Origin of the sequence: Thermobacillus sp. ZCTH02-B1 (assembly GCF_002159085.1) — a bacterium.
Lineage (GTDB): Bacteria > Bacillota > Bacilli > Paenibacillales > Paenibacillaceae > Thermobacillus.
Window position 1 is genome coordinate 487,255 of sequence record NZ_LZRU01000009.1, and the last position, 22,708, is coordinate 509,962.

24 protein-coding genes are annotated in these 22,708 nt (G+C 63.3%); all 24 read right to left on the reverse strand.

Annotated elements, in window-relative coordinates:
* Positions 1-31 precede the first annotated feature (31 nt).
* Complete coding sequence (locus A9Z00_RS04035) at positions 32-502, reverse strand: flagellar basal body-associated FliL family protein (RefSeq protein WP_296974626.1); 471 nt, start codon at positions 500-502, stop codon at positions 32-34.
* Between the two features lie 3 nt (positions 503-505).
* Positions 506-727, reverse strand: a complete 222-nt coding sequence (locus A9Z00_RS04040) for a flagellar FlbD family protein (RefSeq protein ID WP_296974629.1) — start codon at positions 725-727, stop codon at positions 506-508.
* Between the two features lie 70 nt (positions 728-797).
* Positions 798-1,619 carry a flagellar basal body rod protein FlgG gene (flgG, locus tag A9Z00_RS04045; protein WP_296974632.1) on the reverse strand — a complete coding sequence of 274 codons (822 nt, stop codon included), beginning with the start codon at positions 1,617-1,619 and terminating at the stop codon, positions 798-800.
* Between the two features lie 93 nt (positions 1,620-1,712).
* Positions 1,713-2,099: a TIGR02530 family flagellar biosynthesis protein gene (locus A9Z00_RS04050; protein WP_296974635.1), complete on the reverse strand. Its 387-nt coding sequence runs from the start codon at positions 2,097-2,099 to the stop codon at positions 1,713-1,715.
* Positions 2,092-2,538 carry a flagellar hook capping FlgD N-terminal domain-containing protein gene (locus tag A9Z00_RS04055; protein WP_296974637.1) on the reverse strand — a complete coding sequence of 149 codons (447 nt, stop codon included), beginning with the start codon at positions 2,536-2,538 and terminating at the stop codon, positions 2,092-2,094. The genes A9Z00_RS04050 and A9Z00_RS04055 overlap by 8 nt, the downstream gene beginning before the upstream one ends.
* Before the next feature lie 31 nt (positions 2,539-2,569).
* Positions 2,570-4,051 (reverse strand): flagellar hook-length control protein FliK, encoded by a 1,482-nt coding sequence (locus tag A9Z00_RS04060; RefSeq protein ID WP_296974746.1) that lies wholly within the window; start codon positions 4,049-4,051, stop codon positions 2,570-2,572.
* Positions 4,052-4,101: 50 nt separating this feature from the next.
* Positions 4,102-4,989, reverse strand: a complete 888-nt coding sequence (locus A9Z00_RS04065) for a MotE family protein (RefSeq protein WP_296974750.1) — start codon at positions 4,987-4,989, stop codon at positions 4,102-4,104.
* Between the two features lie 39 nt (positions 4,990-5,028).
* A complete protein-coding gene (gene fliJ, locus A9Z00_RS04070) occupies positions 5,029-5,475 on the reverse strand; it encodes a flagellar export protein FliJ (protein ID WP_296974639.1) in 447 nt (148 codons plus the stop codon).
* Between the two features lie 10 nt (positions 5,476-5,485).
* Positions 5,486-6,811, reverse strand: a complete 1,326-nt coding sequence (gene fliI / locus A9Z00_RS04075; RefSeq protein WP_296974641.1) for a flagellar protein export ATPase FliI — start codon at positions 6,809-6,811, stop codon at positions 5,486-5,488.
* The gene (fliH, locus tag A9Z00_RS04080) at positions 6,792-7,628 is read right to left on the reverse strand and encodes a flagellar assembly protein FliH (protein WP_296974644.1); all 837 of its coding nucleotides are present in this window, start codon (positions 7,626-7,628) and stop codon (positions 6,792-6,794) included. The genes fliI and fliH overlap by 20 nt, the downstream gene beginning before the upstream one ends.
* Positions 7,621-8,640, reverse strand: coding sequence for a flagellar motor switch protein FliG (fliG, locus tag A9Z00_RS04085; protein ID WP_296974647.1), 1,020 nt, complete (start codon positions 8,638-8,640; stop codon positions 7,621-7,623). The genes fliH and fliG overlap by 8 nt, the downstream gene beginning before the upstream one ends.
* Positions 8,641-8,650: 10 nt before the next feature.
* Positions 8,651-10,225 carry a flagellar basal-body MS-ring/collar protein FliF gene (fliF, locus tag A9Z00_RS04090; protein ID WP_296974649.1) on the reverse strand — a complete coding sequence of 525 codons (1,575 nt, stop codon included), beginning with the start codon at positions 10,223-10,225 and terminating at the stop codon, positions 8,651-8,653.
* A gap of 43 nt (positions 10,226-10,268) precedes the next feature.
* On the reverse strand, positions 10,269-10,565 hold the full coding sequence (gene fliE / locus A9Z00_RS04095; RefSeq protein ID WP_296974652.1) for a flagellar hook-basal body complex protein FliE: 297 nt from the start codon (positions 10,563-10,565) through the stop codon (positions 10,269-10,271).
* A gap of 24 nt (positions 10,566-10,589) precedes the next feature.
* Complete coding sequence (flgC, locus tag A9Z00_RS04100) at positions 10,590-11,048, reverse strand: flagellar basal body rod protein FlgC (RefSeq protein ID WP_296974653.1); 459 nt, start codon at positions 11,046-11,048, stop codon at positions 10,590-10,592.
* A 5-nt stretch (positions 11,049-11,053) separates the two neighbouring features.
* Positions 11,054-11,464, reverse strand: a complete 411-nt coding sequence (gene flgB / locus A9Z00_RS04105; protein WP_296974753.1) for a flagellar basal body rod protein FlgB — start codon at positions 11,462-11,464, stop codon at positions 11,054-11,056.
* Positions 11,465-11,744: 280 nt separating this feature from the next.
* Entirely contained in the window at positions 11,745-12,518 is a 774-nt protein-coding gene (codY, locus tag A9Z00_RS04110) for a GTP-sensing pleiotropic transcriptional regulator CodY (RefSeq protein WP_296974656.1), read from the reverse strand.
* Between the two features lie 82 nt (positions 12,519-12,600).
* A complete protein-coding gene (hslU, locus tag A9Z00_RS04115; RefSeq protein WP_296974658.1) occupies positions 12,601-13,995 on the reverse strand; it encodes an ATP-dependent protease ATPase subunit HslU in 1,395 nt (464 codons plus the stop codon).
* A 40-nt stretch (positions 13,996-14,035) separates the two neighbouring features.
* Positions 14,036-14,578: an ATP-dependent protease subunit HslV gene (hslV, locus tag A9Z00_RS04120; RefSeq protein ID WP_296974660.1), complete on the reverse strand. Its 543-nt coding sequence runs from the start codon at positions 14,576-14,578 to the stop codon at positions 14,036-14,038.
* A 41-nt stretch (positions 14,579-14,619) separates the two neighbouring features.
* Positions 14,620-15,933 carry an FADH(2)-oxidizing methylenetetrahydrofolate--tRNA-(uracil(54)-C(5))-methyltransferase TrmFO gene (gene trmFO, locus A9Z00_RS04125; protein WP_296974663.1) on the reverse strand — a complete coding sequence of 438 codons (1,314 nt, stop codon included), beginning with the start codon at positions 15,931-15,933 and terminating at the stop codon, positions 14,620-14,622.
* A 66-nt stretch (positions 15,934-15,999) separates the two neighbouring features.
* Positions 16,000-18,090, reverse strand: coding sequence for a type I DNA topoisomerase (gene topA, locus A9Z00_RS04130; protein WP_296974665.1), 2,091 nt, complete (start codon positions 18,088-18,090; stop codon positions 16,000-16,002).
* 36 nt (positions 18,091-18,126) lie between these two features.
* Positions 18,127-19,242: a DNA-processing protein DprA gene (gene dprA / locus A9Z00_RS04135; protein ID WP_296974666.1), complete on the reverse strand. Its 1,116-nt coding sequence runs from the start codon at positions 19,240-19,242 to the stop codon at positions 18,127-18,129.
* Positions 19,243-19,496: 254 nt separating this feature from the next.
* On the reverse strand, positions 19,497-20,429 hold the full coding sequence (gene sucD, locus A9Z00_RS04140) for a succinate--CoA ligase subunit alpha (protein ID WP_296974669.1): 933 nt from the start codon (positions 20,427-20,429) through the stop codon (positions 19,497-19,499).
* Between the two features lie 39 nt (positions 20,430-20,468).
* A complete protein-coding gene (sucC, locus tag A9Z00_RS04145) occupies positions 20,469-21,626 on the reverse strand; it encodes an ADP-forming succinate--CoA ligase subunit beta (RefSeq protein WP_296974672.1) in 1,158 nt (385 codons plus the stop codon).
* Between the two features lie 375 nt (positions 21,627-22,001).
* On the reverse strand, positions 22,002-22,708 hold a 707-nt coding region (locus A9Z00_RS04150), incomplete at its 5' end, for a transposase family protein (protein ID WP_483316260.1).

The following is a 22,708-nucleotide window of genomic DNA, read 5'->3' on the forward strand; positions in this document are numbered from 1 at the left end:
TGGAAGGAACCGGTGCGGCCCAACGCCGCGATCAGATCCGGGTAATGATGAAGTTCGTGATTTCGACCTTGGTCAGTTTGCCGTGCGTCAGTTCGGGGTTGATCAGGTTGAACAGCTTGGCGTTCAGCTCGTCCTTGCCCTTGGAACCGCGCAACTGCTCCTCCGTCATGTCGGACAGCGTCCGGATGATGAGCGGCTTGATCGCAATCTCCTTGATCTTCTCGAATTCCTCTTTCGCTTTCTTGCTGTCGAGCTGGAAGGCGAAACTCATGACGACGATGTAATCGGTATCGAGCAGATTCGTGCGGATGTCCTGGATCTCGGCAGTCATGGCGACCCGTTCATCGGCCGTCAGTTTCTCCCGTTCCACCTGTTCGACGATCTTCGCGGCTTCGCTTCCCCGATCGTCGTTGAACACCCGGTCATAGATGAAGATGGCCGCGACGACGATCAGCGTTATGGCGAGCAGGATCGTGATCAGCCAAGGCAACATTCTTTTCATGACTCAAGGACCCTCCAATTGTTCGCTCCGAATGACGGACGCCACCAGGCCGATTCCGCGCAAGTATTCCTGCGTCCTCGCGATGAGTTCGGCCGCGGATTCCGCAGCCATCACCTTCTTTCCGTTCAGCAGCGTGACGATCGTGTCCGGAACTTCCTCGATCGTCTCGATCAGAAGCGCGTTGATGTACACCTTCGTCCCGTTCAGGCGCGTCACCTCGATCATGAGTTTCCCCCTTCGCCGCCGCGCGGGGAGGCGGACGAGCCGCCTCCCGCCCGGCCTAGTGAACGAGATATCAACGCTTCAGATTGACGACTTCCTGCAGGATTTCGTCCGAGGTCGTGATGATGCGCGAGTTCGCCTGGAAGCCGCGCTGCGCGACGATCATTTCGGTAAATTCCGTCGTCAGGTCGACGTTGGACATTTCAAGCTGCCCGGAAATGATGATGCCCGTGCCGGCTTCCGGATCGCCCGGCGCCGTCAGCTCGATTTCCCCTTCCGGGTTCGCGTTCGGCGTCACGCGGTACAGGTTGCCTCCGATCTTCTCCAGGCCGGCGGGGTTCGCCACCCGCACGACCGCGATCTGGATGCCCGTATCTTCCATCGTGCCGTCCGCCGTGATCGAGATGATCGATCCGTTCTGGCCGATCGTGAAGGCCGTGATTTCCGGATCGAGCACGATCGGCTCCCCGTCAACGCTCAACACGAAATAACCGTCGGCCGTCACGAGCTGTCCCAGCGCATCCAGCATGAAGTTGCCGGCCCTGGTCAGATACGGCACTTCCTGGTCCGGCGTGGCGGCGATCGCGAAGAATCCGTCGCCGTCGATGCGCAGGTCCGTCGCGACGTTCGTCGTCATCGCGCTGCCGGGCGTATGGATCGTGTCGATCGCCGAGATGGCAACGCCGAGGCCGACCTGCTTCGGATTGACGCCGCCGTTCTCGCCTTCCACCGGCATCGTGAAGCTCGCAACCGTCTGGCTCAGGATATCCTTGAACATGACGCGCCCAGCCTTGAAGCCGATCGTGTTGACGTTGGCGATGTTGTTGCCGATGACGTCAAGCTTCGTCTGGAAGCCGCGCATGCCGGACACGCCGGAATACATCGATCTCAGCATGGATAACGTTCAACCTCCCGTAACGTGGATTCGGTCAGCCGCTTCCGTCGATCCGCGGCTGAAGGGCCCCCGTCAAGGTCCGGCCCGCTAACGTCACGAAATGACTACCGCACTGTCGATCTGGGTGAACACGTTGCCTTCGGCGGAACCGCCGTCGAGCGCCGTCACGACCGTCTTCGACGGCACGTTGACGATCATCGCGATGCCCCGGTACAGGATCAGCGAATCCTTCGCTCCCTTCGCCTCCGCCGCTTCGATCGCGGACGCGATCTCGCTGAGCTGCTCGGGTTTCAGACTGATGCCCCGCTGCTGCATCCGCATTTCCGCGTGCCGGCTGAATTTCAGCTCGCTCGCCTTGAGCCATGCCTGGAACGACACGCCGGCATCGCCTGCGGGCGGCTTCCGGACATGCGCCGGACCGCCGATGCCGGGCGGCTTGCCCGCCGGATAGAGATGTCCGATCCGGATGCCGTCAGCCATCCGCACCGCCTCCTTCCCCGGGCAGCGAGATCGCCGTGATCCTGTCGAGCGGTATCTCCCGGTCGCCGACCTTCGCCAGCGCCTCTCCATCGCGGACGACGATCGAATCGACGACGCCCTGCACGATGATCAGTTGTCCGGTCGCCGGATCCGTCTCGGTCCATTGGACGCTCATGCCGATCAGGCCGGAAGCGATGCCGAGATTGTTGCGGAGCGCCGACATTTCGTTCGCCAGGTTCATGAGCTGCTCGACCGCCGTGAACTGGGCCATCTGGGCGATGTACTCGGTGTTCGAGAGCGGTTCGAGCGGGTTCTGGTTCCGGAGCTGGGTGACGAGCAGTTGAAGGAAGGCATCCTTGCTCAGCACGTTCCTTTCCCTGTCGACCCCGGCCGCTCGGACGTTGCTCACGTGATAGCTCGGCCAGACCACGCTTGCCATGCATCATCACCTCCGTCCGGGCCGTTTTCCGTCAAGCCTTCACGTTGATCGCTCGCCCGTAACCGAGTTCCCGGATGGCGGCCTGTTCGATCAGTTCCGGCTCGAACACGCTCATCGCATCGTCGCCGCGCCGGTCTCTGCCGCCTTCATGCCGGGCCTGTCCGCCGCGCTGCCGCTGTTCCTGGAACAGATGGCTCTGCATCGCCGCGTTGCCCTGGGTCGCCTCAAGCCGGTCGACCTGGATGCCCTGGTTCTGCAGCATGATCCGGAGCTGTGCGAACTGATGCTCAATCAGTTCCCGCGCCGCCGCGTTCTCCGTCACGAACTGCGCCGTGAGCTGGCCGTTCTGCAGCGTGATGCGGACGGCCACCTCGCCGAGATGCTCCGGCACGAGCAGGATGCGCGCTTCCGATACGCCTTCGCCGGCGGTCAACCGGATGTGCCTGACCGCCATGCCCGCGACGATCTCATGGAACCGCTCCACGGGAACGGCGGGCGCAGGCTGGCTAACCGGCGTCTCCGTCCTGGAGGCATGCGTCGCCGCGTTCGCGTTCGCCGTCTGGACGGCCTGTGCAACCGGCACCGGCTCGACCGCATCGGATGCGGCATTCTGCACCGCCTCGGCGTCAGCCGCCATCTGCGGCAGCGCACCTTCGGCCGGGAACCGGGTTTGGATGGCGATTTCCGCCTCCTGTGCCGCGGACGCCGCCCCCGAAGTTCCGGCGGCATTCGTCCGCTGCGCCTCCGACATGAGCGCCGCCACCGACGCCTGCATCGGCTGACGGGCCAGCCGGGCGAGCAGCGCCTCCGCCGATGGGCGGTTGCCCGTCTCCGAAGTCCGGATCTCGATGACCGGTCCGGACGCTTCGCCGGCTTCCGGGTACTGCGCGGCCGTCTCGTCCGCCGGGTCGAACGCGTTCTCCAGTCTGGCGATCAGCGATTCGAACATCGCCTGCTCCCGTCCGGTAAGGGGCCGGAACGTGCCTTCCGCGAGGAACGACCGCACGAAGGCAATCGTCTCGTGCCATCCGCCGCGAACGGCGACGCGCAGCGACACATCCGCCGACTCCTCCGCCGCCGTGTCCGCCGCGGATTGCTGCGGCTCGGCAACGATTCGGCCGTCATCCGTCACCGGAAGCTCGATGCCGAACAACGCCGTCATGAGCGCCCCCAGTTCCTTCAGCGCGGCCTCGATTGCCTCCCGCCGTTCATCCGGAATCCGGATATCGCCGCCTTCCAGCAGCGTCAGCAGCGCATCCAGCCTGTCGATCAGCGACACGCCGCTCATGCCGGCCGGAAGATTCGACCAGCCGCCGTCGGGCATCTTCCGGACGATCGCCGGAGCGGAGTTCGTCTGGCCGTTCTGCCCGCCGGCCGCTTCGCCTACCTTGGCCACCAGGATGCGCCCGAACGGCCGGTTCGTCTGCACGACCTGCGCCTCCTGGCCCGCGTTTGCCGGCTGCTGCGGCTGCGCGTTCGCCATCGGCGCCGCCACCATCATTGCCAAATCCATCGTCACCTGTCTCACCTCCTTTCAAGCGCGTTGCCCGCTTCCCGCGCCGGTCAGCGCGCGACCAGCCGGTGGACGAGCTGCGCCGTGGCCTGCGAATCCCGGCTGTTCATCGCTTCGATGATGTTCGCCCGCGCGGCCGCCGGAATCGAGCCGAGCAGTTCGAGCACCTTCGCCTGGTTCAGGCTGGCCATCTGCAGCAGAATCTGCGCCGCGCTGTCCGGACTCATCGAGCTGAACGTCAGGATGATCTGGTCGTCGCTCAGGTTGGCCGAATGTTCGGCCCGTTCGGACTCATATTCGTTGATCCGCGCCTGCAGCGCGGCGATCTGCCGGTCCTTCGCCGTGACCGTATCCTTCAGGCGGATCGTCGCTTCCGCCGCCACGCCCGGCGTCATCTTCTCCATGATGGAGACGCGGATCTCCGGACGCATCGCGTCCATGATCAGCACCATTTCTTCGATCGTCATGCTCTCGAGGATCGGCGCCGCCTTGCTCGGCGATATCTGACCGAACATCTGGGCCAGTTCGCTGATGCGCGCCTGGTATTCCTCGTCGGTGAGCTGCCGCTCTTCGTTCTGCCGCGTCAGCTCTTCAACCCGGGCCTCAAGCTGCGCCACCTTCGCTTCCAGCTCGGCCCGGATGCCGGCAAGCTCGGCGAGCTCGGTTTCCTTCGCCGCAAGCTGCGACTCCAGCTCCGCGATCTTCTCGCCCATGTTCCTTTCGCGGATCGCCTTCTCGTCGAACGGCTTGCCGCCCGCCGGGGGATCGGGGACGATCCTTTCCAGCAGCGGAATCCGGTTCGCCGTCTCGAGCATCCGGCTGCGCACATCCGGACTGAACAGCGTGAGGAGCACCCCGACCAGCACGAGCGTGAACAGGATCGGCGTCAGGAAGAACATGAACCGCTCCAGTCCGCTGTAGCTTTTTTCCGCCTCCACTTCCGTCAAGCCTGACTCCTCCTTCCTGCCGGCCCGCCGTCAATTCGCCGTGATGACGAACCGGACGGATGCGATTTCATCCAGTTCGTTCTGCTCGGACCGCTGCTGCATCAGCATGAAGTGCCTGAAATCCCGTTCCCTCGCCTTGAGCCACACCTTCTCGTCGATCATCCGGTCGGCGAGGTGTTCCCGGCGCCGCTCCTTCTCTTCCCGGGCGAGCCGGACGTTCTCCTGCTGCCTGCGGATCGCTGCATCCAAATACTCGATGTACGACTGCATCATCTGAATTTCGGCCAGGCTGGCGCCGCTTGCGGCCTCCGTCTGCATCCGGCCGAGCCACGCCGCCCGCTCTTCCTCCAGCCGCTCGAGCGTCCGCTCCTCCTGCTCCAGCTTGCCGACGGCCGCCGCGAGCAGCCATTCGGCCTGCGTCTTCTCGCTGGATTTCAGGTCGACGATCTTCTGGTACGGATACCGGTACTTCGCCATCTCCGAGCGCTTAACCTCCCAGGAACTCGCGGATCAGCCGCTCCTGCGACTCCTCGAAACGGACCTTCTCTTCCGTCCGCTGCATCGAATAGCTGCGGATGCGGTCGTAGTATTCGATCGCGCGGTCGATTTCCGGATTGGATCCGCGCTGATACGCCCCGATATTGATCAGGTCCTCCGAATCTCTATAGATGGAGAGCAGCCGTTTGAACTCGTTGGCTGCTTCGAGCTGCTTCGGCGGCACGATGTCGTTCATGACGCGGCTGACGGACGCCAGCACGTCGATCGCCGGATAATGCCCCTTGTTGGCGAGGCTGCGGCTGAGCACGATGTGCCCGTCGAGAATGCCGCGGACGGCGTCGGCGATCGGTTCGTTCATGTCGTCCCCGTCCACGAGCACGGTGTAGAACGCCGTGATCGAGCCGCTTTTGCCGGTGCCGGACCGCTCCAGCAGCTTCGGCAGCATCGCGAACACCGACGGCGTATAGCCGCGCGTCGCGGGCGGTTCGCCGATCGCAAGGCCGACTTCGCGCTGCGCCATCGCGAACCGCGTCACCGAATCCATCATGAGCATCACATCGAGCCCGCGGTCGCGGAAATATTCGGCGATCGTCGTGGCGATCAGCGCGCCCTTGATCCGGATGAGGGCGGGCTGGTCGCTCGTCGCGACGACGACGACGGAGCGCGCGAGCCCTTCCGGCCCGAGATCCCGCTCGATGAATTCGAGCACTTCGCGCCCCCGCTCGCCGATGAGCGCGATCACGTTCACGTCCGCGGACGTGTTCCGGGCGATCATGCCGAGGAGGGTGCTCTTGCCGACGCCCGATCCCGCGAAAATGCCGATCCGCTGCCCGCGTCCCACGGTGAGCAGCCCGTCGATCGCGCGCACGCCGATGCCGAGCGGCTCGGTCACCCGCGGGCGCGACAGCGGGTTCGGCGGGACGTTGTGCGTCGAATAGTGCGGCATGCGCGACGGCAGCCGGGATCCGTCCAGCGGCTGCCCGAGGCCGTCGAGCACCTTGCCGAGCAGCTCGCTGCCAACCTGGACCGTGAGCGGCTTGCCGGTGCTGACCACGTCGCAGCCCGGCGCGACAGCGTGCAGCTCGCCGAGCGGCATCAGCAGCACCCGGTTGTTGCGGAAGCCGACGACCTCCGCCCGGATCGGCTTGCCCGACTTGGCGGGATAGATGAGGCAGACGTCGCCGACCCTCGCATCCGGGCCTTCGGATTCGACGGTCAGGCCGATGACCTGCGTCACCTTACCGTTCATCCGGATCGGATCGACGGACCGGAGCGCCTCCAGGTAGGGTGCGGTGTCAAGCCGATAAGCCCTCATCCGTCTGCCTCCGCTCCCCGGCCTCCGCCGCGGCCTGCAGCAGCGCCTTCTTGATCTCTTCGAGCTGGGTATCGATGCGCGCATCGATGCTGCCGAAGGACGTGCGGATGACGCAGCCGCGGTCCGTCACGGTCGGATCCGGAACGATTTGCAGCTCGGCCTGGGAATCGACGGCCATCTCGAGCTCGTCGCGTGCCGCCAGCACAAACGCGAGCTGGTCCGGCGCCACGCACAGCGTGATGATGCCCTGTTCCCGGCGCCGCGCGAGCGCCTTGCGGATCAGATCGATCACCCATTCGGGATTCCGCTCCAGCACGCGGTCGACAATCTTGCCGGCGATGGCGACGCTGAGCTCGACGAGGAACGGTTCCGCCTCCTGGATGATGCTTTCCTTCATCCGGTAGGCTTCTTCGATCAGCGCCTTCGCCTCCCCGAGCCTGCCTTCCCATTCCCGGCGGACCGCTTCCTCGGCCTCGGCCCGGCCTTCCGCGTACCCCTGTTCGTAGCCGGCCCGGCGGGCGGATTCCGTGATCTCGAGATCCTGCGCACGGCGTTCTTCCCACCAGCGCGCGATCTCCTGCTCGGCTTCGCGCTTCAGCCGTTCGGCGTGCTCGGCCGCCTGGCGCACGCGCTCCTCGGCTTCGGCTTCGGCGTCGCGCAGAATCTGTTCCCTGAGCGCCGCCGTCCGTTCGTCCGGTTCGCCCGGACCGGCGTCCTCCGGCCGCCTTCCGGAGGCCGGCTGGTGCTTCCGGACGATCTCGAGCCGCTTCAGATCATCGAGCGAGACGACGAAGGAGGACTTGATCAGGTTAGACAATGATGTCGTCACCTCCGCCGCGCGCAATGATGATCTCGCCGGCTTCCTCGAGCCTGCGGATCGTCGCTACGATGCGCGTCTGCGCCTCTTCGACGTCACGCAGCCGGACGGGACCCATGTATTCCATTTCTTCCTTGAACTGTTCGGCCATGCGCTTCGACATGTTGCGGAAGATGACCTCGCGCACTTCCTCGCTGGCGACCTTGAGCGCAAGCATGAGGTCCGTGTTCTCGATGTCGCGGATGATGCGCTGGATCGAGCGGTTGTCGAGGTTGACGATGTCCTCGAACACGAACATCCGCTTCTTGATTTCTTCCGCCAGCTCCGGATCCTGGATTTCGAGCGAGTCGAGGATCGTCCGCTCGGTGCTGCGGTCGACGCCGTTCAGGATCTGGACGATCGCCTCGATGCCGCCCGCCGACGTGTAGTCCTGGGTGACGGTCGAGGACAGTTTCTGCTCGAGAATCCGTTCGATCTGCGAGATCACTTCCGGAGACGTACTGTCCATCAGCGCGATCCGCCGCGCCACATCCGCCTGCTTGTCCTGGGGCAGGGACGACAGGATCGCAGCGGCCTGCTCCGGCTGCAGATAGGACAGGACGAGGGCGATCGTCTGCGAATTTTCGTTCTGGATGAAGTTGAGAATCTGCGCCGGATCGGCTTTTCGCGCGAAGTCGAACGGCCGGACCTGGAGCGTTGCGGTCAGCCGGTTGATGACTTCCATCGCCTTGTGCTCGCCGAGCGCTTTCTCCAGAATCGTCTTCGCGTATTGGATGCCGCCTTGGGATATGTATTCCTGCGCCATGCAGATTTGGTGAAACTCGGTCAGGATCGCCTGTTTCTCTTCCGGATCGACCTTGCGGACGTTCGCGATCTCCAGCGTCAGCTGCTCGATCTCTTCGTCGCGCAGATGCTTGAAGATGTGTGCCGAAACCTCCGGACCGAGCGTGATCAGCAGGATGGCCGCCTTCTGCCTGCCCGTCAATTGCTGCTGTGCCGCTGCCCTAGCCATCGTTACACCCCTATTCTTCCACTAGCCAAGTACGGAGCAGATTGACGAAGTCGTCCGGTTTGCGCTTCGCGAAATGTTCGATCTGTCTGCGCATTTGCGACTCGTTCGTGACCTGGTCGAGATCGATCGTCGGCAGTTCCACCTTCTGCTGTTCGGCCGCAAGCGCCGCCGCCTCTTCCTCGGCCCGGATCCGCTCCAGCCTCCGCTTGCGCAGATACCAGAACAGGACGGCCGCCGCCGCAAGGACGAGCGCGCCCACGATCGCGAGAATCGCCGCAAGCGGCAGACCGGCGGAAGGCTCCGCGGTGTCCTGGACGAAGGGTTGCGTGATGAGGGACACCTTGGCGGCGATCGCCTCATCCGTCAGCTCCATTCCGGATTGCGCGAGCTGCGTCCGCACGAGCCGCGTGAGGTAATCCGTCACGAAGGCGCGGTTCTCCTCGGAGAGCACGCCTTCCTGGATGCCGACGCCGATCGACAGGTCCTTCACGACGAACGGAGCGGACACGATCTGGTTCTGGATGCGGCTGACCTCGTAATTCGAAATGCGGGTGGTCTCCTCCGAACTGGTCGTGCTGGTTCCGTCCACCGCGTCGTAGCCGGGGATGTCGGTTTCGCCGGTTCCGGCCACGCCGCCGGGCCCTGTCTTGCCCGTCGACGTGCTGGAGCGGACCTCTTCGCTGATCACGACGCCGGTCGAGCTGCCCGGCTGCGGCTGCACCAGATTTTCCACCGAAGTCTTCTGGTCGAAGTTCAGCGTGCTGTTCACGCTGATCGCGAGGTTGTGCATGCCGAGCATCTGGCCGAGGAACTGCTGGATCTCGCGCTTGAGCTCCGATTCGTACTGCCGCTTGATCCTGAATTGCGCCTCCGCCACGGACGAAGGGAACGTCGTGCCTCCGCCCGCCTTCTCGGAAGCGACCAGCTCGCCCTGCGGGCTGGAGATCGTGATGTTCTCGATGCTCAGATTCGGCACCGCCGTCTTGACCAGGTTGTAATAGGCGTCAATCTGTTCCTGCGTAGGTCTGAAGCCCCGCTTGAACTCGATCGTGATCGAAGCCGACGCCTGGTCGCGCCCATCGTTCAGAAAGACGGAATCCTCCGGCAGGTTGATGAGCACGTTGGCGCGCTGGACGCCTTCCATCGAGTTCAGCAGCCGCGCCACTTCGCCGTTCAGGGCGTCGCGGTAACGGACCATGAACTCATTGTCCGTCATGCCGAACCGGGATCCGGAGTCCCTGAACTGCTCGAATCCGATCGTACCGTTGCGGACGATTCCCATGGAACCGATCTCCACTTTCACCCGGGAAGCGACCGCGGCGGGCACCGAGATGCTCGTGCCGTCATTGCCCAGCCGGTACGGAATGCCTTCTTCGTTCAGGTAATCCATGACGGCTGCCGCATCCGTGGCGTCCAGATTCTGGAATGCCAGCTCGTATTCGGTTCTGGATAACCAGTACGTCAACATGATGATCAGCAGGATGAGGCCGCCCGCCGTCGCGGCAAGGTAGATGCGCTGCTTCTTGCCGAATTGCCGCCAATATTGCGCGATCCGTTCGCGATATTGGGCAAGTTTTTCGTTCACGTTTTCACCTCACCCGGTAACCGTGCTATGACTGGTGGTGCGATCAGACCTGCATCCGCATGATCTCCTGATACGCTTCGATCACCTTGTTGCGGATTTGGGCGGTGAGCTGAAGGCTCAGTTTGGCCTGTTCGGAAACGATCATGAGCTCCGACACGTCCACGTTGCCGAGGATGAACTGCTCGGTCGTGCGTGCGACGGCTTCCTCCTGCCTCGCCACGCTGTCAAGCGCCCGTTTCAGGTAGTCGCCGAATTGCTCCATCGATTCGGCGGGCGTCGGACGGTTGTCTCCCCCCGCCGCGCCAAGCGTCGATCCGACGCCGGTCAATCCTTGGATCATCCGCGATCGGCCCTCCGTTTCTCATCAGGATTGTCTTCCGATTTCAAGCGCTTTGGTGAACATGGCCTTCGAAGCGTTGAGCGCCGTCACGTTGGCTTCGTAGGAACGGGTGGCGGATAGCATGTCCACCATTTCCTTCAGAATGTCGACGTTCGGCAACCGCACGTATCCGTTCTCGTCGGCGTCCGGATGGGTCGGATTGTAGACGAGCCTGGGGGGCGTCGAATCCTCGACGATGCGCGCCACCTTGACGCCGGCCGTCCGGACCTTGCCGCCGGACAGCTTCGAATGGAGCAGGTTCGAAAACGATTTCTGAACCGGCTCCAGAACGACCATCTTGCGCGCATAGGGCACCCATCTGCCGTTCACGTAACGCCCGCGGGTCGTCTCGGCGTTCGCGATGTTCGACGCGATGACGTCCATCCGCAGCCGCTGCGCGGTGAGCGCGGACGCGCTGGCTTCGAATCCGTCGTTCAGTCTCACGGCAATTATCTCCCTTCAATACCGATCCGCAGCATCGAAATCTTGTGGTTGAGCTGCTGGATCATGGCGTTGTAGCGCAGCTGGTTCTTTGCAAGCAGCGCCATCTCGCGGTCGATGTCGACGTTGTTATCGTTGTTGTTCATCCGCGTGGTCTCGTCCATCACGATCCGCGGCCGGACGACGCCCGCACCCCTGCCGGCCGGGATGTGCCTCGCGTGCGTCCGCCTGAGCTCCAGCTTCGATTCCGTCCGTTTCCCCAGCTGTTCGGCCAGCAGTTCTTCGAACAGCACTTCGGACCGTTTGAAACCAGGCGTGTCGACGTTGGCAATGTTGTCCGCGATGACCTGTTGCCTGACCTCCGCGGCCGAGATGGCCGTCCTGAGCAGAGCCGTTTCGGATCCGCCCAACACATTCATCAAGCATCCCCGCCTTCCCGCTTGGTTTGAACCGTCCAATCTTCCCAGACTATTCAGACTATTCAACAAAATATTGGGCAAATCCTTCTCCGTTTCGACAAAACCATATAAAAAACTACAGTTCGATTGTCGATATTCAATGGATAAAGTCAGACGGTTCCTCAATTTGCCGGCTAATCTAATCATGAGATTTTTTTAATTCCGTAACAATACGAAAAAAGCACTATCTTCGCGTGCGAAGAAAGTGCTTTTTTTACCTGCGCTATATCTTACAAAAGTCTTACGTCCTCATCTTTTCCAGTTCCTGAAGCAGCAGAGGGTTCAAAATTTTGATATACGTCCCCTTCATCCCGAGCGAACGCGTCTCAATGACACCCGCGCTTTCCAGCTTGCGCAGCGCGTTGACGATGACGGACCGCGTGATGCCCACCCGATCCGCGACCTTGGACGCAACCAGCAGGCCTTCCTGCCCGTTCAGTTCCTCGAAAATGTGTTCAACCGCCTCCAATTCGCTGAAGGAAAGGGAATTGACCGCCACCAGGACGGCCGCCCTGCTGCGCGCCTCCATCTCGACCTCCTCCGCCCGCTCGCGGAGGATCTCCATGCCGACAATCGTCGAACCGTATTCCGCAAGGATGAGATCATCTTCGCCGAACGCGCCGGAAGGCCTGGTGAGCACGAGGGTTCCGAGCCGGTCGCCGCCTCCGATGATCGGGACGACCGTCATGATCCGGTGTCCGGACATCTCGGGAAACGTGACGGCAATGCCGGGATCGGGCTCCGCATTCGTCACCGTCTCCTGCATGTTCATGAACCGCTCGTTCGTCTCCGGCGGAAAATACATGTCGCCGGATGACGACACGGCGCGAAGATGCTCGTTCTCCCACGCCCGCGCGCCCCCGCATCCGAGCAGCTTGCCCCTTCTGCTGACGACGAACACATGGGCCTGTATCGTCGAACCGAGCACCTCGGCCATCTCCCTGAAATTCAGCGGCTTCCCGGCCGCCTTCTGCAGCAGCCGGTTCAGCGCCCTGGTCTTCGCTAGCAACGTCATGCCTGATCCTCCCGAGATCTCCGTAGCCGGCAGCGACCGCCCGGGCGGCGTTGCCGGAGCAAATCTTGTGACAATTCAGACATTATAGAATATATTGGCTCAAATCACGGTTCCGCGCAATATCGCCGACCTTCTCCCGGACGTATTCCGGCGTGATCACGAAATGCTCGAGATTGAGATCCGGCGCTTCGAACGACAGGTCCTCGAGCAGCTTCTCCAGTATCGTGTGAAGCCGCCGGGCGCCGATGTTCTCGGTCCGCTGGTTCACGTCCGCCGCGATCTGCGCGATTTCCTCGATCGCTTCCTTCGAAAATTCGATTTGGATCCCCTCCGTCCCGAGCAGCGCCGCGTACTGCTTCGTCAGCGCGTTCTTCGGTTCGGTCAGGATTTTCACGAAATCCTCTTTCGTCAGGCTGGACAGCTCCACCCGGATCGGGAACCGGCCCTGCAGTTCCGGAATCAGATCCGACGGTTTCGCGATGTGGAACGCTCCCGCGGCGATGAAGAGCACGTGATCGGTCTTCACCGGTCCGTATTTCGTCATGACGGTCGAGCCTTCCACGATCGGCAGGATGTCGCGCTGCACGCCTTCGCGGGAGACGTCCGGTCCGTGGCCGCGCGATGCGCTCGCGATCTTGTCGATCTCGTCGATGAAAATGATGCCGGATTGTTCGGCGCGGCGCGTCGATTCCGCGATGACTTCGTCCATGTCGATCAGCTTGTTCGCCTCTTCCTGGATCAGCACCTTGCGCGCTTCCTTGACCGGCAGCTTGCGCTTCTTGACCCGCTTCGGCAGCAGATGGCCGAACAGCTCCTGCATGTTCACGCCGAACGACTCCATCCCCTGCCCGGACAGCATGTCGAACATGCTGGGAGCGGCGTCCTCCACCTCGATCTCGACGAGCTCGTTCTCCAGCTCGCCGGCGGCGAGCCGCCCGCGGACGGCCCGGCGGCGCTCGATGATCGCGGGATCCGTCTCGGGCTCCTCCTGCTGCGCGCCTCCCTGCTGGCCGAACAGCATTTCAAACGGATTGCGGCCCGTCTTCGGCCGGTGTCCGCCCGGCACGAGGATCTGGACGAGCCGCTCGTTCGCAAGCCGCTCCGCCTTGTCCCTGACCTGTTCCGTCCGCTCGGCTTTGACCATCCGGATCGCCGTCTCGACGAGATCGCGCACCATCGATTCGACGTCGCGCCCGACGTAGCCGACTTCCGTGAACTTCGTCGCCTCCACCTTGACGAACGGCGCGCCGACGAGCTTCGCGAGCCTGCGGGCGATCTCCGTCTTGCCGACGCCCGTCGGGCCGATCATCAGGATGTTTTTCGGCACAATCTCGTCCCGCATCGATTCGTCCAGCTTGCTCCGGCGGTAACGGTTGCGCAGCGCGACCGCCACGGCGCGCTTCGCGGCCTTCTGCCCCACGATGTATTTGTCCAGTTCCGCGACGATCTGACGCGGAGTCAGCGCTTCGCTGTTCATCTGGTTCCCTCCGAACGCCTGCCGCTTGACCGGCCAGGAATCAGATTTCTTCGAGAATGATCTGCCGGTTCGTGTAGACGCAAATGTCGGCGGCCGTCTCGAGCGCGGCCCTGGCAATCTCGCCCGCCGTAAGGTGCGGCGCGTGCCGCTTCAGAGCCCGCGCGGCCGCCAGCGCGAATCCGCCGCCGGAGCCGATCGCGAGGATGCCGTCGTCCGGCTCGATGATCTCGCCCGCTCCGGACAAGAGCAGAAGGCCGGAGGCGTCCATGACGATCATCATCGCCTCCAGCCGCCTGAGCACACGGTCGGAGCGCCATTCCTTCGTGAGCTCGACGGCGGCGCGCTGCAGGTTGCCCTGATGTTCTTCCAGCTTGTTTTCGAACTTCTCGAACAGGGTGATCGCGTCCGCGACCGCTCCCGCGAAGCCGGCGACGACCTGTCCGCGGTAGAGCCGGCGAACCTTCTTTGCCGAATGCTTCATCACCATGTTGCCGCCGAACGTCACCTGACCGTCGCCGGCGACGGCGCCGCGGCCCTCGTGCCGGACGGCGCAGATCGTGGTGGCGTGGAACGTCATGTCCATCGCTTCTCGCTCCTTTCGCGACGGGCCGAGCGCGAACCGCATCAGGCCAGCGTCCGCCTGAACGCCTCGATCGCCTCGAGCGCGCGCCGGGCCAGCGCCTCGTTCTTTTCCTTTTTCCCGCGGATCCGCTCTTCCAGCGGCGGGAACAGCCCGAAGTTGGCGTTCATCGGCTGGAAGTTGCGGAAATCGGCGGTCGTGATGTAGCGCGCCATGCTGCCGTGCGCCGTCTCCGGCGGCGGCACGACCGGATCGAGCCCGCGGGCGAGCCGGCCCGCGTTGATGCCGGCGATCAGGCCGGAGGCGGCGGACTCGACGTAACCTTCGACGCCGGTCATCTGCCCGGCGAACAGCAGCGTGTCCCTGCGCCGGAATTGGTAGGTGGGCATGAGCAGCTTCGGCGAGTTGATGAACGTGTTGCGGTGCATGACGCCGTACCGCACGAATTCCGCGTTCTCCAGCCCCGGAATCATGCGGAACACCCGCTTCTGCTCGCCCCATTTCAGATGGGTCTGAAAGCCCACCAGGTTGTAGAGGGTGCCGGCCGCGTTGTCCTGGCGGAGCTGGACGACGGCGTACGGCAGCTTGCCCGTGCGCGGATCGGGCAGGCCGACCGGTTTCATCGGACCGAACAGCAGCGTCTGGCGGCCGCGGGCCGCCATCACTTCGATCGGCATGCATCCTTCAAAGTAGATTTCCTTCTCGAACGATTTCAGCTCCGCCGTCTCCGCCGTCACGAGCGCCTCGTAAAAGGCGTTGAACTCGTCCTCCGTCATCGGACAGTTCAGATAGGCGGCCTCCCCCTTGCCGTAGCGGGAAGCGACGTACACCTTCTCCATGTCGATCGAATCCCGTTCGACGATCGGCGCGGCCGCGTCATAGAAATAGAAAAATTCCTCGCCGGTGAGCTCCCGGATCCGGTCGGACAGCGCCGGCGACGTGAGCGGGCCGGTGGCGACGACGACGATGCCTTCCTGCGGAATGTCCGTCACTTCCTCGTTCCGCACTTCGATGAGCGGATGCCCGCGGATCGCGTCCGTCACCGCGGCCGAGAAGCCGTCCCGGTCGACGGCCAGCGCGCCGCCCGCCGGCACGGCGTTGGCGTCAGCCGCGCGCAGGATGAGCGAGCCGAGCCGGCGCATCTCCTCCTTCAGCACGCCGACCGCGTTCGTCAGTGCGTTCGCGCGCAGGCTGTTGCTGCAAACCAGCTCGGCGAATTTGTCCGTATGGTGCGCCGGCGTGCTTCGCACCGGCCGCATTTCATAAAGCGTGACCGGCACGCCCTGGGCAGCGATCTGCCACGCGGCTTCGCTTCCCGCAAGGCCCGCCCCGATCACGGTTACCTTGCCGTATCCCACGATGCTAGCTCCTTTCGCGGATGCCTGACATGACTTAAGGCATCGGGTGCGCATGCCCGATGCCGGTCAGGCCTCCTGTTCTTCCGGCAGCTCCTCGCTGTGGCCGCAATCCGGACACTGCAGCCTGCCGCCGGAACGGCTTCGCTTTTCGACAAGCCGGGTGCCGCAGGCGGGGCACGATTTGTCCGTCGGCCGGTCCCACGACACGTAATCGCAGCCGGGATATTTGTCGCAGCCGTAGAAGACGCGGCCCTTCTTGCTCCGCCGTTCGATGATCCGGCCTTCCCCGCACTTCGGACACGAAACGCCGATGTCCTTCAGGATCGGCTTCGTGTTCCGGCATTCCGGAAATCCCGAGCAGGCGAGGAAACGGCCGAACTTGCCCGTCTTGTAGACCATCGGACGGCCGCATTTGTCGCAGGCCACGTCCGACATCTCCTCCTGGAGTTCCACTTCGCGCATCTCGTCCTCGGCGATCTTCAGCCGCTTCGAGAACGGCTCGTAGAACTCGTGCAGCACCTCGACCCAGTCTTTCTTGCCTTCCTCGATATGGTCGAGATCGTCCTCCATGTGGGCGGTGAACTCGACGTTCAGAATTTCGGGGAAGAATTCCTCCATCAGCTTCGTGACGAGAATGCCGAGCTCGGTCGGAACGAATTTCTTGTCCTCGATCCGGACGTAGCCGCGCTTGTGGATCGTCTCCAGCGTCGGCGCGTACGTGCTCGGGCGACCGATGCCGAGCTCCTCGAGCGTGCGGACGAGCCGCGCTTCGGTATACCTCGGCGGCGGCGACGTGAAATGCTGTTTCGGCTCGATCGCTGTGCGCTCGGGCGTCATGCCCTCGCGAAGCGGCGGAAGAAGGTTTTCCTCTTCCGGCGCGCCGTCGTCGCTGCCCTCCACGTACACCTTCATGAAGCCCGGGAACCGGATCTTCGATCCGGTCGCGCGGAAGGTCGCGCGGCCCGCGCGAATGTCGACGGTCATCGTGTCGAGCACGGCCGAGCTCATCTGGCTCGCGGTGAACCGTTCCCAGATCAGCTTGTAGAGGCGGTACTGGTCGCGCGTCAGATACGGTTTCACCGCCTCCGGCTCGCGGTAAACCGACGTCGGCCGGATCGCCTCGTGGGCGTCCTGCGCGTTCGCGTTCTTCTTCGCGTAGATCCGGAACTCCTCCGGCGCGTATTCCGCGCCGAATTTCTCGATGATGTACGCCTTCGCCTCCTCCTGCGCGACCGGCGACACGCGGGTCGAGTCGGTGCGCATGTAGGTGATGAGGCCGACCGAACCCTCCTTGCCGAGCTCGACGCCCTCATAGAGCTGCTGGGCGATCGACATCGTCTTCGCGGCGCGGAAGCCGAGTTTGCGCGCCGCTTCCTGCTGCAGCGTGCTCGTGATGAAAGGCGGCGCCGGATGGCGCTGCCGCTCGCGCTCCTTCACCTCGGAGACGACGAACGGCTGCCCCTCGATCAGCTCCAGCACCTGCTTCACGTCCTGCTCGCTCTTCAGTTCCGTCTTCTCGCCGTCGAGCGCGTGGAATTTCGCTTCGAACGACACGCCGTCCTGGACCAGGCGCGCGGTGATCGTCCAATACTCTTCGGGAACGAACGAATTGATCTCGTTCTCGCGGTCGATGATCAGCTTCACCGCGACCGACTGGACGCGGCCGGCGGACAGCCCTTTCTTCACTTTCTTCCATAATAATGGGCTGATCTTGTAGCCGACGAGCCGGTCGAGGATGCGCCGCGCCTGCTGGGCGTTGACGAGATCCATGTTGATCGGGCGCGGGGATTTGAACGCTTCCCGGACCGCCTGCTTCGTGATCTCGTTGAAGACGACGCGGCACGGTTCCCCCTCGTCAAGCTCGAGGTAGTTGGCGAGGTGCCAGGCGATCGCCTCTCCCTCGCGATCGGGGTCGGCCGCGAGATACACCTTCTTGACCTTCTTGCTCGCGTCCTTCAGTTCCTTCAGCACGCTGCCCTTGCCGCGGATCGTGATGTATTTCGGCTGGAAGCCGTTCTCGATCTCGACGCCGGTCTGGCTCTTCGGCAAATCGCGAATATGGCCCATCGACGCCTTGACGATATATTTGCTTCCCAGATATTTGCTGATCGTCTTCGCCTTCGCCGGCGATTCGACAATGACAAGCGAATCAGCCATGAATCAGCCTCTCCTCTTCGGGTTCGGATTCCGAAATTACCGGATGCTGTACAGGGAACCCGGGTGCTGCTCGATTGCGCGTTTTACTGTTAAATTTAGCAGAAGCGCATGCAAATGTCCAAACGGGATGCCGGTCAGTTCCGCCAGCTCGTCGGCCGTCTTCGGCCCTTCCCGCAGCAGCTCCACGATGAGGTGTTCCTCGTCCTTCAGCTCCGCCGCCATGCGGCGCGCCGCTTCGGCCATTCGGCGGCGGCGCTCGGCGCCGGCCTCGCTCAGCCACAGATCGGCCATCACGTCCTCCGGACCGGTCAAAATCGTCGCTTTCTTCTCCTTGATCAGCCGGTTCGTGCCGATGCTCTTCGGCGAGCCGATCATGCCGGGCACGGCGTACAATTCCCGATCGAACTCCATCGCCATGTCGGCCGTGATGAGCGCTCCGCTCCGTTCCGCGGCCTCGACGACGATCGTGCCGCGCGCGAGCCCCGCGATGACCGCGTTGCGCGCCGGGAACAGGCCCGGATGCCCGGCCGTGCCGTGGGGAAAGGGCGACACGAGGAGGCCCTGTTCGGCGATCCTGTGATAGAGCGCCGCGTTCTGCGGCGGATAGATGACGCCGATCGGCGTGCCGAGCACCGCGATCGTGCTGCCGGGGCCGCGCAGCGCGCCTTCGTGCGCGCAGGCGTCGATGCCGCGGGCGAGCCCGCTGACGATCGTGATGCCGACGTCGGACAGCCGCTCGGCCAGCATCCGCGCCGTCTGGCGGCCGTACGCGGTCGGCAGGCGCGTGCCGACGATCGCGTACGCCGGATGGTGCAGCAGCTCCCTGCGTCCCTGCACGTAGAGTACGCCGGGCGGCGTCTTCAGTTGACGCAGCAGCTCGGGATAGTCCTCATCCTCGAGCGTCAGCCACTCCACGCCCATGCGCGCGTACAGACGCTTCCGCTCTTCGACGAACGAAGGCGTGAGGTTCCGCCGGACCGCGTCCGCCTGCCGCGGCGTTAGGCCGAACTTCAAGATCCATTCTTCCGGGGAAAAATGGACGCACGCCTCCAGCAGACCCTGCCGGCGCAAATCCCTGATTTTGGCGGCTCCCACTCCCTCCGTCTCCACGAGGGCGAGCAGGATGTCCCGCCGCGACAATGCCTGGCCCATGTCGTCACATCCTCCACGGGCCGCATGCATTCTCATCCTATTGTGCGTCAGGCCGATTCAGAATGCAAGCGGCGCCTCAAGATTTGGAATTTCGGGAAAAATGGGATTCCGGTCGTGTCCGGACGGCGGTTCCAAATAAAAACAGCCTCCCCATCCCCTTCAAGGGTACGGGAAGGCTGCCTGCCTTCCTGCGGCCTGAACAAGCCGCCGGTTCCGCTGTTCGATTTTGCTCCGTCCGCCGGAAACCGGACCGCTCACCGGCGGGTGATGCACTTCTCGAGCAGGCCGCGCTCCTCGAGCACGGACACGAGCGTCGCGCCGATCTCGGCCGGCGTAGGCGCCACCCGGACGCCGCACGCTTCGAGCTTCGCGATCTTCTCCGCGGCCGTGCCCTTGCCGCCGGAGATGATGGCGCCGGCGTGGCCCATCCGCTTGCCCGGAGGCGCGGTTACGCCGCCGATGAAGCCGATGACCGGCTTCGTCATGTTCGCCTTGATCCATTCGGCCGCCTCTTCCTCGGCCGTGCCGCCGATTTCACCGATCAGGATGACCGCGTAGGTGTCGGGATCCTCGTTGAACATTTTCAGCACATCGATGAATTCCGTGCCCTTGACCGGGTCGCCGCCGATGCCGACGGCCGTCGACTGGCCGATGCCGCGCGTCGTGAGCTGATGCACCGCCTCATAGGTCAGCGTTCCGCTGCGCGACACGACGCCGACATGGCCCTTCATGTGGATGTATCCGGGCATGATCCCGATCTTGCACTCGCCGGGCGTGATGACGCCCGGGCAGTTCGGCCCGATGAGGCGCGTCTTCTTTCCTTCCATATAGCGCTTGACCTTGACCATGTCAAGGACCGGGATGCCTTCCGTGATGCAGATGACGAGATCGAGCTCCGCGTCGACCGCCTCCATGATCGCGTCGGCCGCGAACGCCGGCGGAACGTAGATGACCGAGGCGGTCGCGCCGGTCGCATCCACCGCTTCCCGCACCGTGTTGAACACCGGCATCTTCGCCGTGGTTCCGTTCTCCAGCTGGATCTCGACGGTCGTGCCGCCCTTGCCCGGCGACGTGCCGCCGACCATCTGCGTGCCGTAATCGAGCGCGCCTTTTGCGTGGAAGAGCGCCGTCTTGCCGGTAATGCCCTGCGTGATGACTTTCGTATTTTTGTCCACCAGAATGCTCATCGAAGGCTCACTTCCTCTGTCATAATGGTCGTCAGGCGGTCATTTCACGAGTTCGACGATCTTCTTCGCGCCGTCGGCCATCGAATCGGCGGGCGTGATGTTCAGGCCCGACTCGGCGAGCAGCTTCTTGCCGAGTTCGACGTTCGTGCCCTCCAGCCGCACGACGAGCGGACGGTCGAGGCCGAGCTCGCGCACCGCGGCGATGATGCCCTCCGCGATGACGTCGCAGCGCATGATGCCGCCGAAGATGTTGACGAAGATCCCCTTGACCTTCGGGTCGGACAGGATGATCTTGAACGCCTCCGTCACCTTCTCCTTCGAGGCGCCGCCGCCGACGTCAAGGAAGTTGGCGGGCTCGCCGCCGTAGTACTTGATGATGTCCATCGTCGCCATCGCGAGGCCGGCGCCGTTCACCATGCAGCCGATGTTCCCGTCGAGGGCGATGTAGCTCAGGTCGAACTTCGAGGCCTGGATCTCTTTCTCGTCCTCTTCGTCAAAGTCACGCAGCGCGACGATTTCCGGATGGCGGTACAGCGCGTTGGCGTCGAAATTCAGCTTCGCATCGAGCGCCAGAATGTCGCCGTCGCCGGTGACGACGAGCGGGTTGATCTCGGCGATCGAGCAGTCCTTGTCCACGAACGCGTTGTACAGCCCCGTCATGAACTGGACCGCCTTGCCGACCAGCTCGTTCGGGATGTTGATGTTGAACGCGAGACGGCGCGCCTGGAACGGAAGCAGGCCGACCGCCGGGTCGATCACTTCCTTGAAAATCTTCTCGGGCGAACGCGCGGCGACTTCCTCGATCTCCGTGCCGCCCTCCTCGGACGCCATCATGACGACGCGGCCGGACGAGCGGTCGACGACGACGCCGACATAATATTCCTTCTTGATGTCGCAGCCCCGCTCGATGAGCAAACGCTTCACTTCCTTGCCCTCCGGTCCGGTCTGGTGCGTGACGAGCACCTTGCCGAGCAGCTCGGAAGCGTATTTGCGGACTTCGTCGATCGATCTCGCCACCTTGACGCCGCCCGCCTTGCCGCGCCCGCCGGCGTGGATCTGAGCCTTCACGACGACGGGCAGGCCGAGCTCCCCGGCGGCCTCGACCGCTTCGTCCACCGTGAATGCCACGCGGCCTTCCGGCACGGCGACGCCGTACTGCTTCAGGATTTCCTTGCCCTGATACTCGTGAATGTTCATGCCGTAGTCCTCCCTCGAGCGTCGGCGGCAGCGCTTTCGGACCGGAAGATGCGGGAGGTCCGGCGCCGCGGCCGTGGATGCAAGTCACAGTATGTACACAAACATCCCTATTGTATCACGATTTTGCGCCGCTTGCCTATTTTTTGTCGGGACGATCGAACACTTTTTGCTATCGGTATGATCGCGGCGCGCGAACGAAAGGAAAAAATGGGTTTGCCGCAAAATCCGGTGAGCCGCCGAAAACAAGAAAAGGCCGGCGGGCTTGATGGATCATCCGGCCGCATGGCCCGGGTCGCGCGTCGATGCGAACAAAGCCGGCCGTTTCCGGGTGTCAAGCGTCTGTGAATATGTCAGGTTAACTGTTCTATGAAAATGTCAGGGATGATAGCTGATTAAACAGCCGCCGTCCTCTTGCAGACTAGCCGGATGCTGTGCTACGCTGTAACTGCTTGCTGGAGAATGTTTTCTCCAGGGATGGTTTGCAGCGGGCTTGCGGGGGGACGCAGGCGCCGCTTCTTTTTTGGCCGTTGTTGGCGCCGGGGTCTGTGTGGCCTGTGTCTCCACACAAGGCCAGGCCCGCCCTTGATCCCACAGCCACACTTGTCCATCCATGCCGACACGCACTTCGACGACGCTCTTCGCTTCCCAGCGCGGAACACCGGGGACGGGCTTTGGCATGTAGCATTTCCCTTTCCAGGAGAACGTCTGCCCGCCGCTGATTCGCCGGTATTGCCGCCGGGCGAAGATGTGCTCCAGGGGTGTTTCGGGCAGCGGACGGTAGGCCGGTTCGGCATTTTGTGGTGCGACAGCGAACTGGCGGTTGTGCTTGGCGATGAGTTCCGGTAACACGCGATTGGCTTCCTCCATCGTGCACACGTTGCGCAGCCTAAGTTCGATCACCAGGCGATCCTGAAAGGTTTGCCAGAGCCGTTCGATCCGTCCTTTGGCTTGGGGTGACAGCGCCTCGATATGGGTAATGCCCAGATCGGCGAGGGCCTGTCCGAAGGTGGAAAGCGACGGCGGCTCACCGGCCAATTCCTGCTCGAGGGTTGGCTTGCCCTTGGGCGGGTGAAAAATGGAGT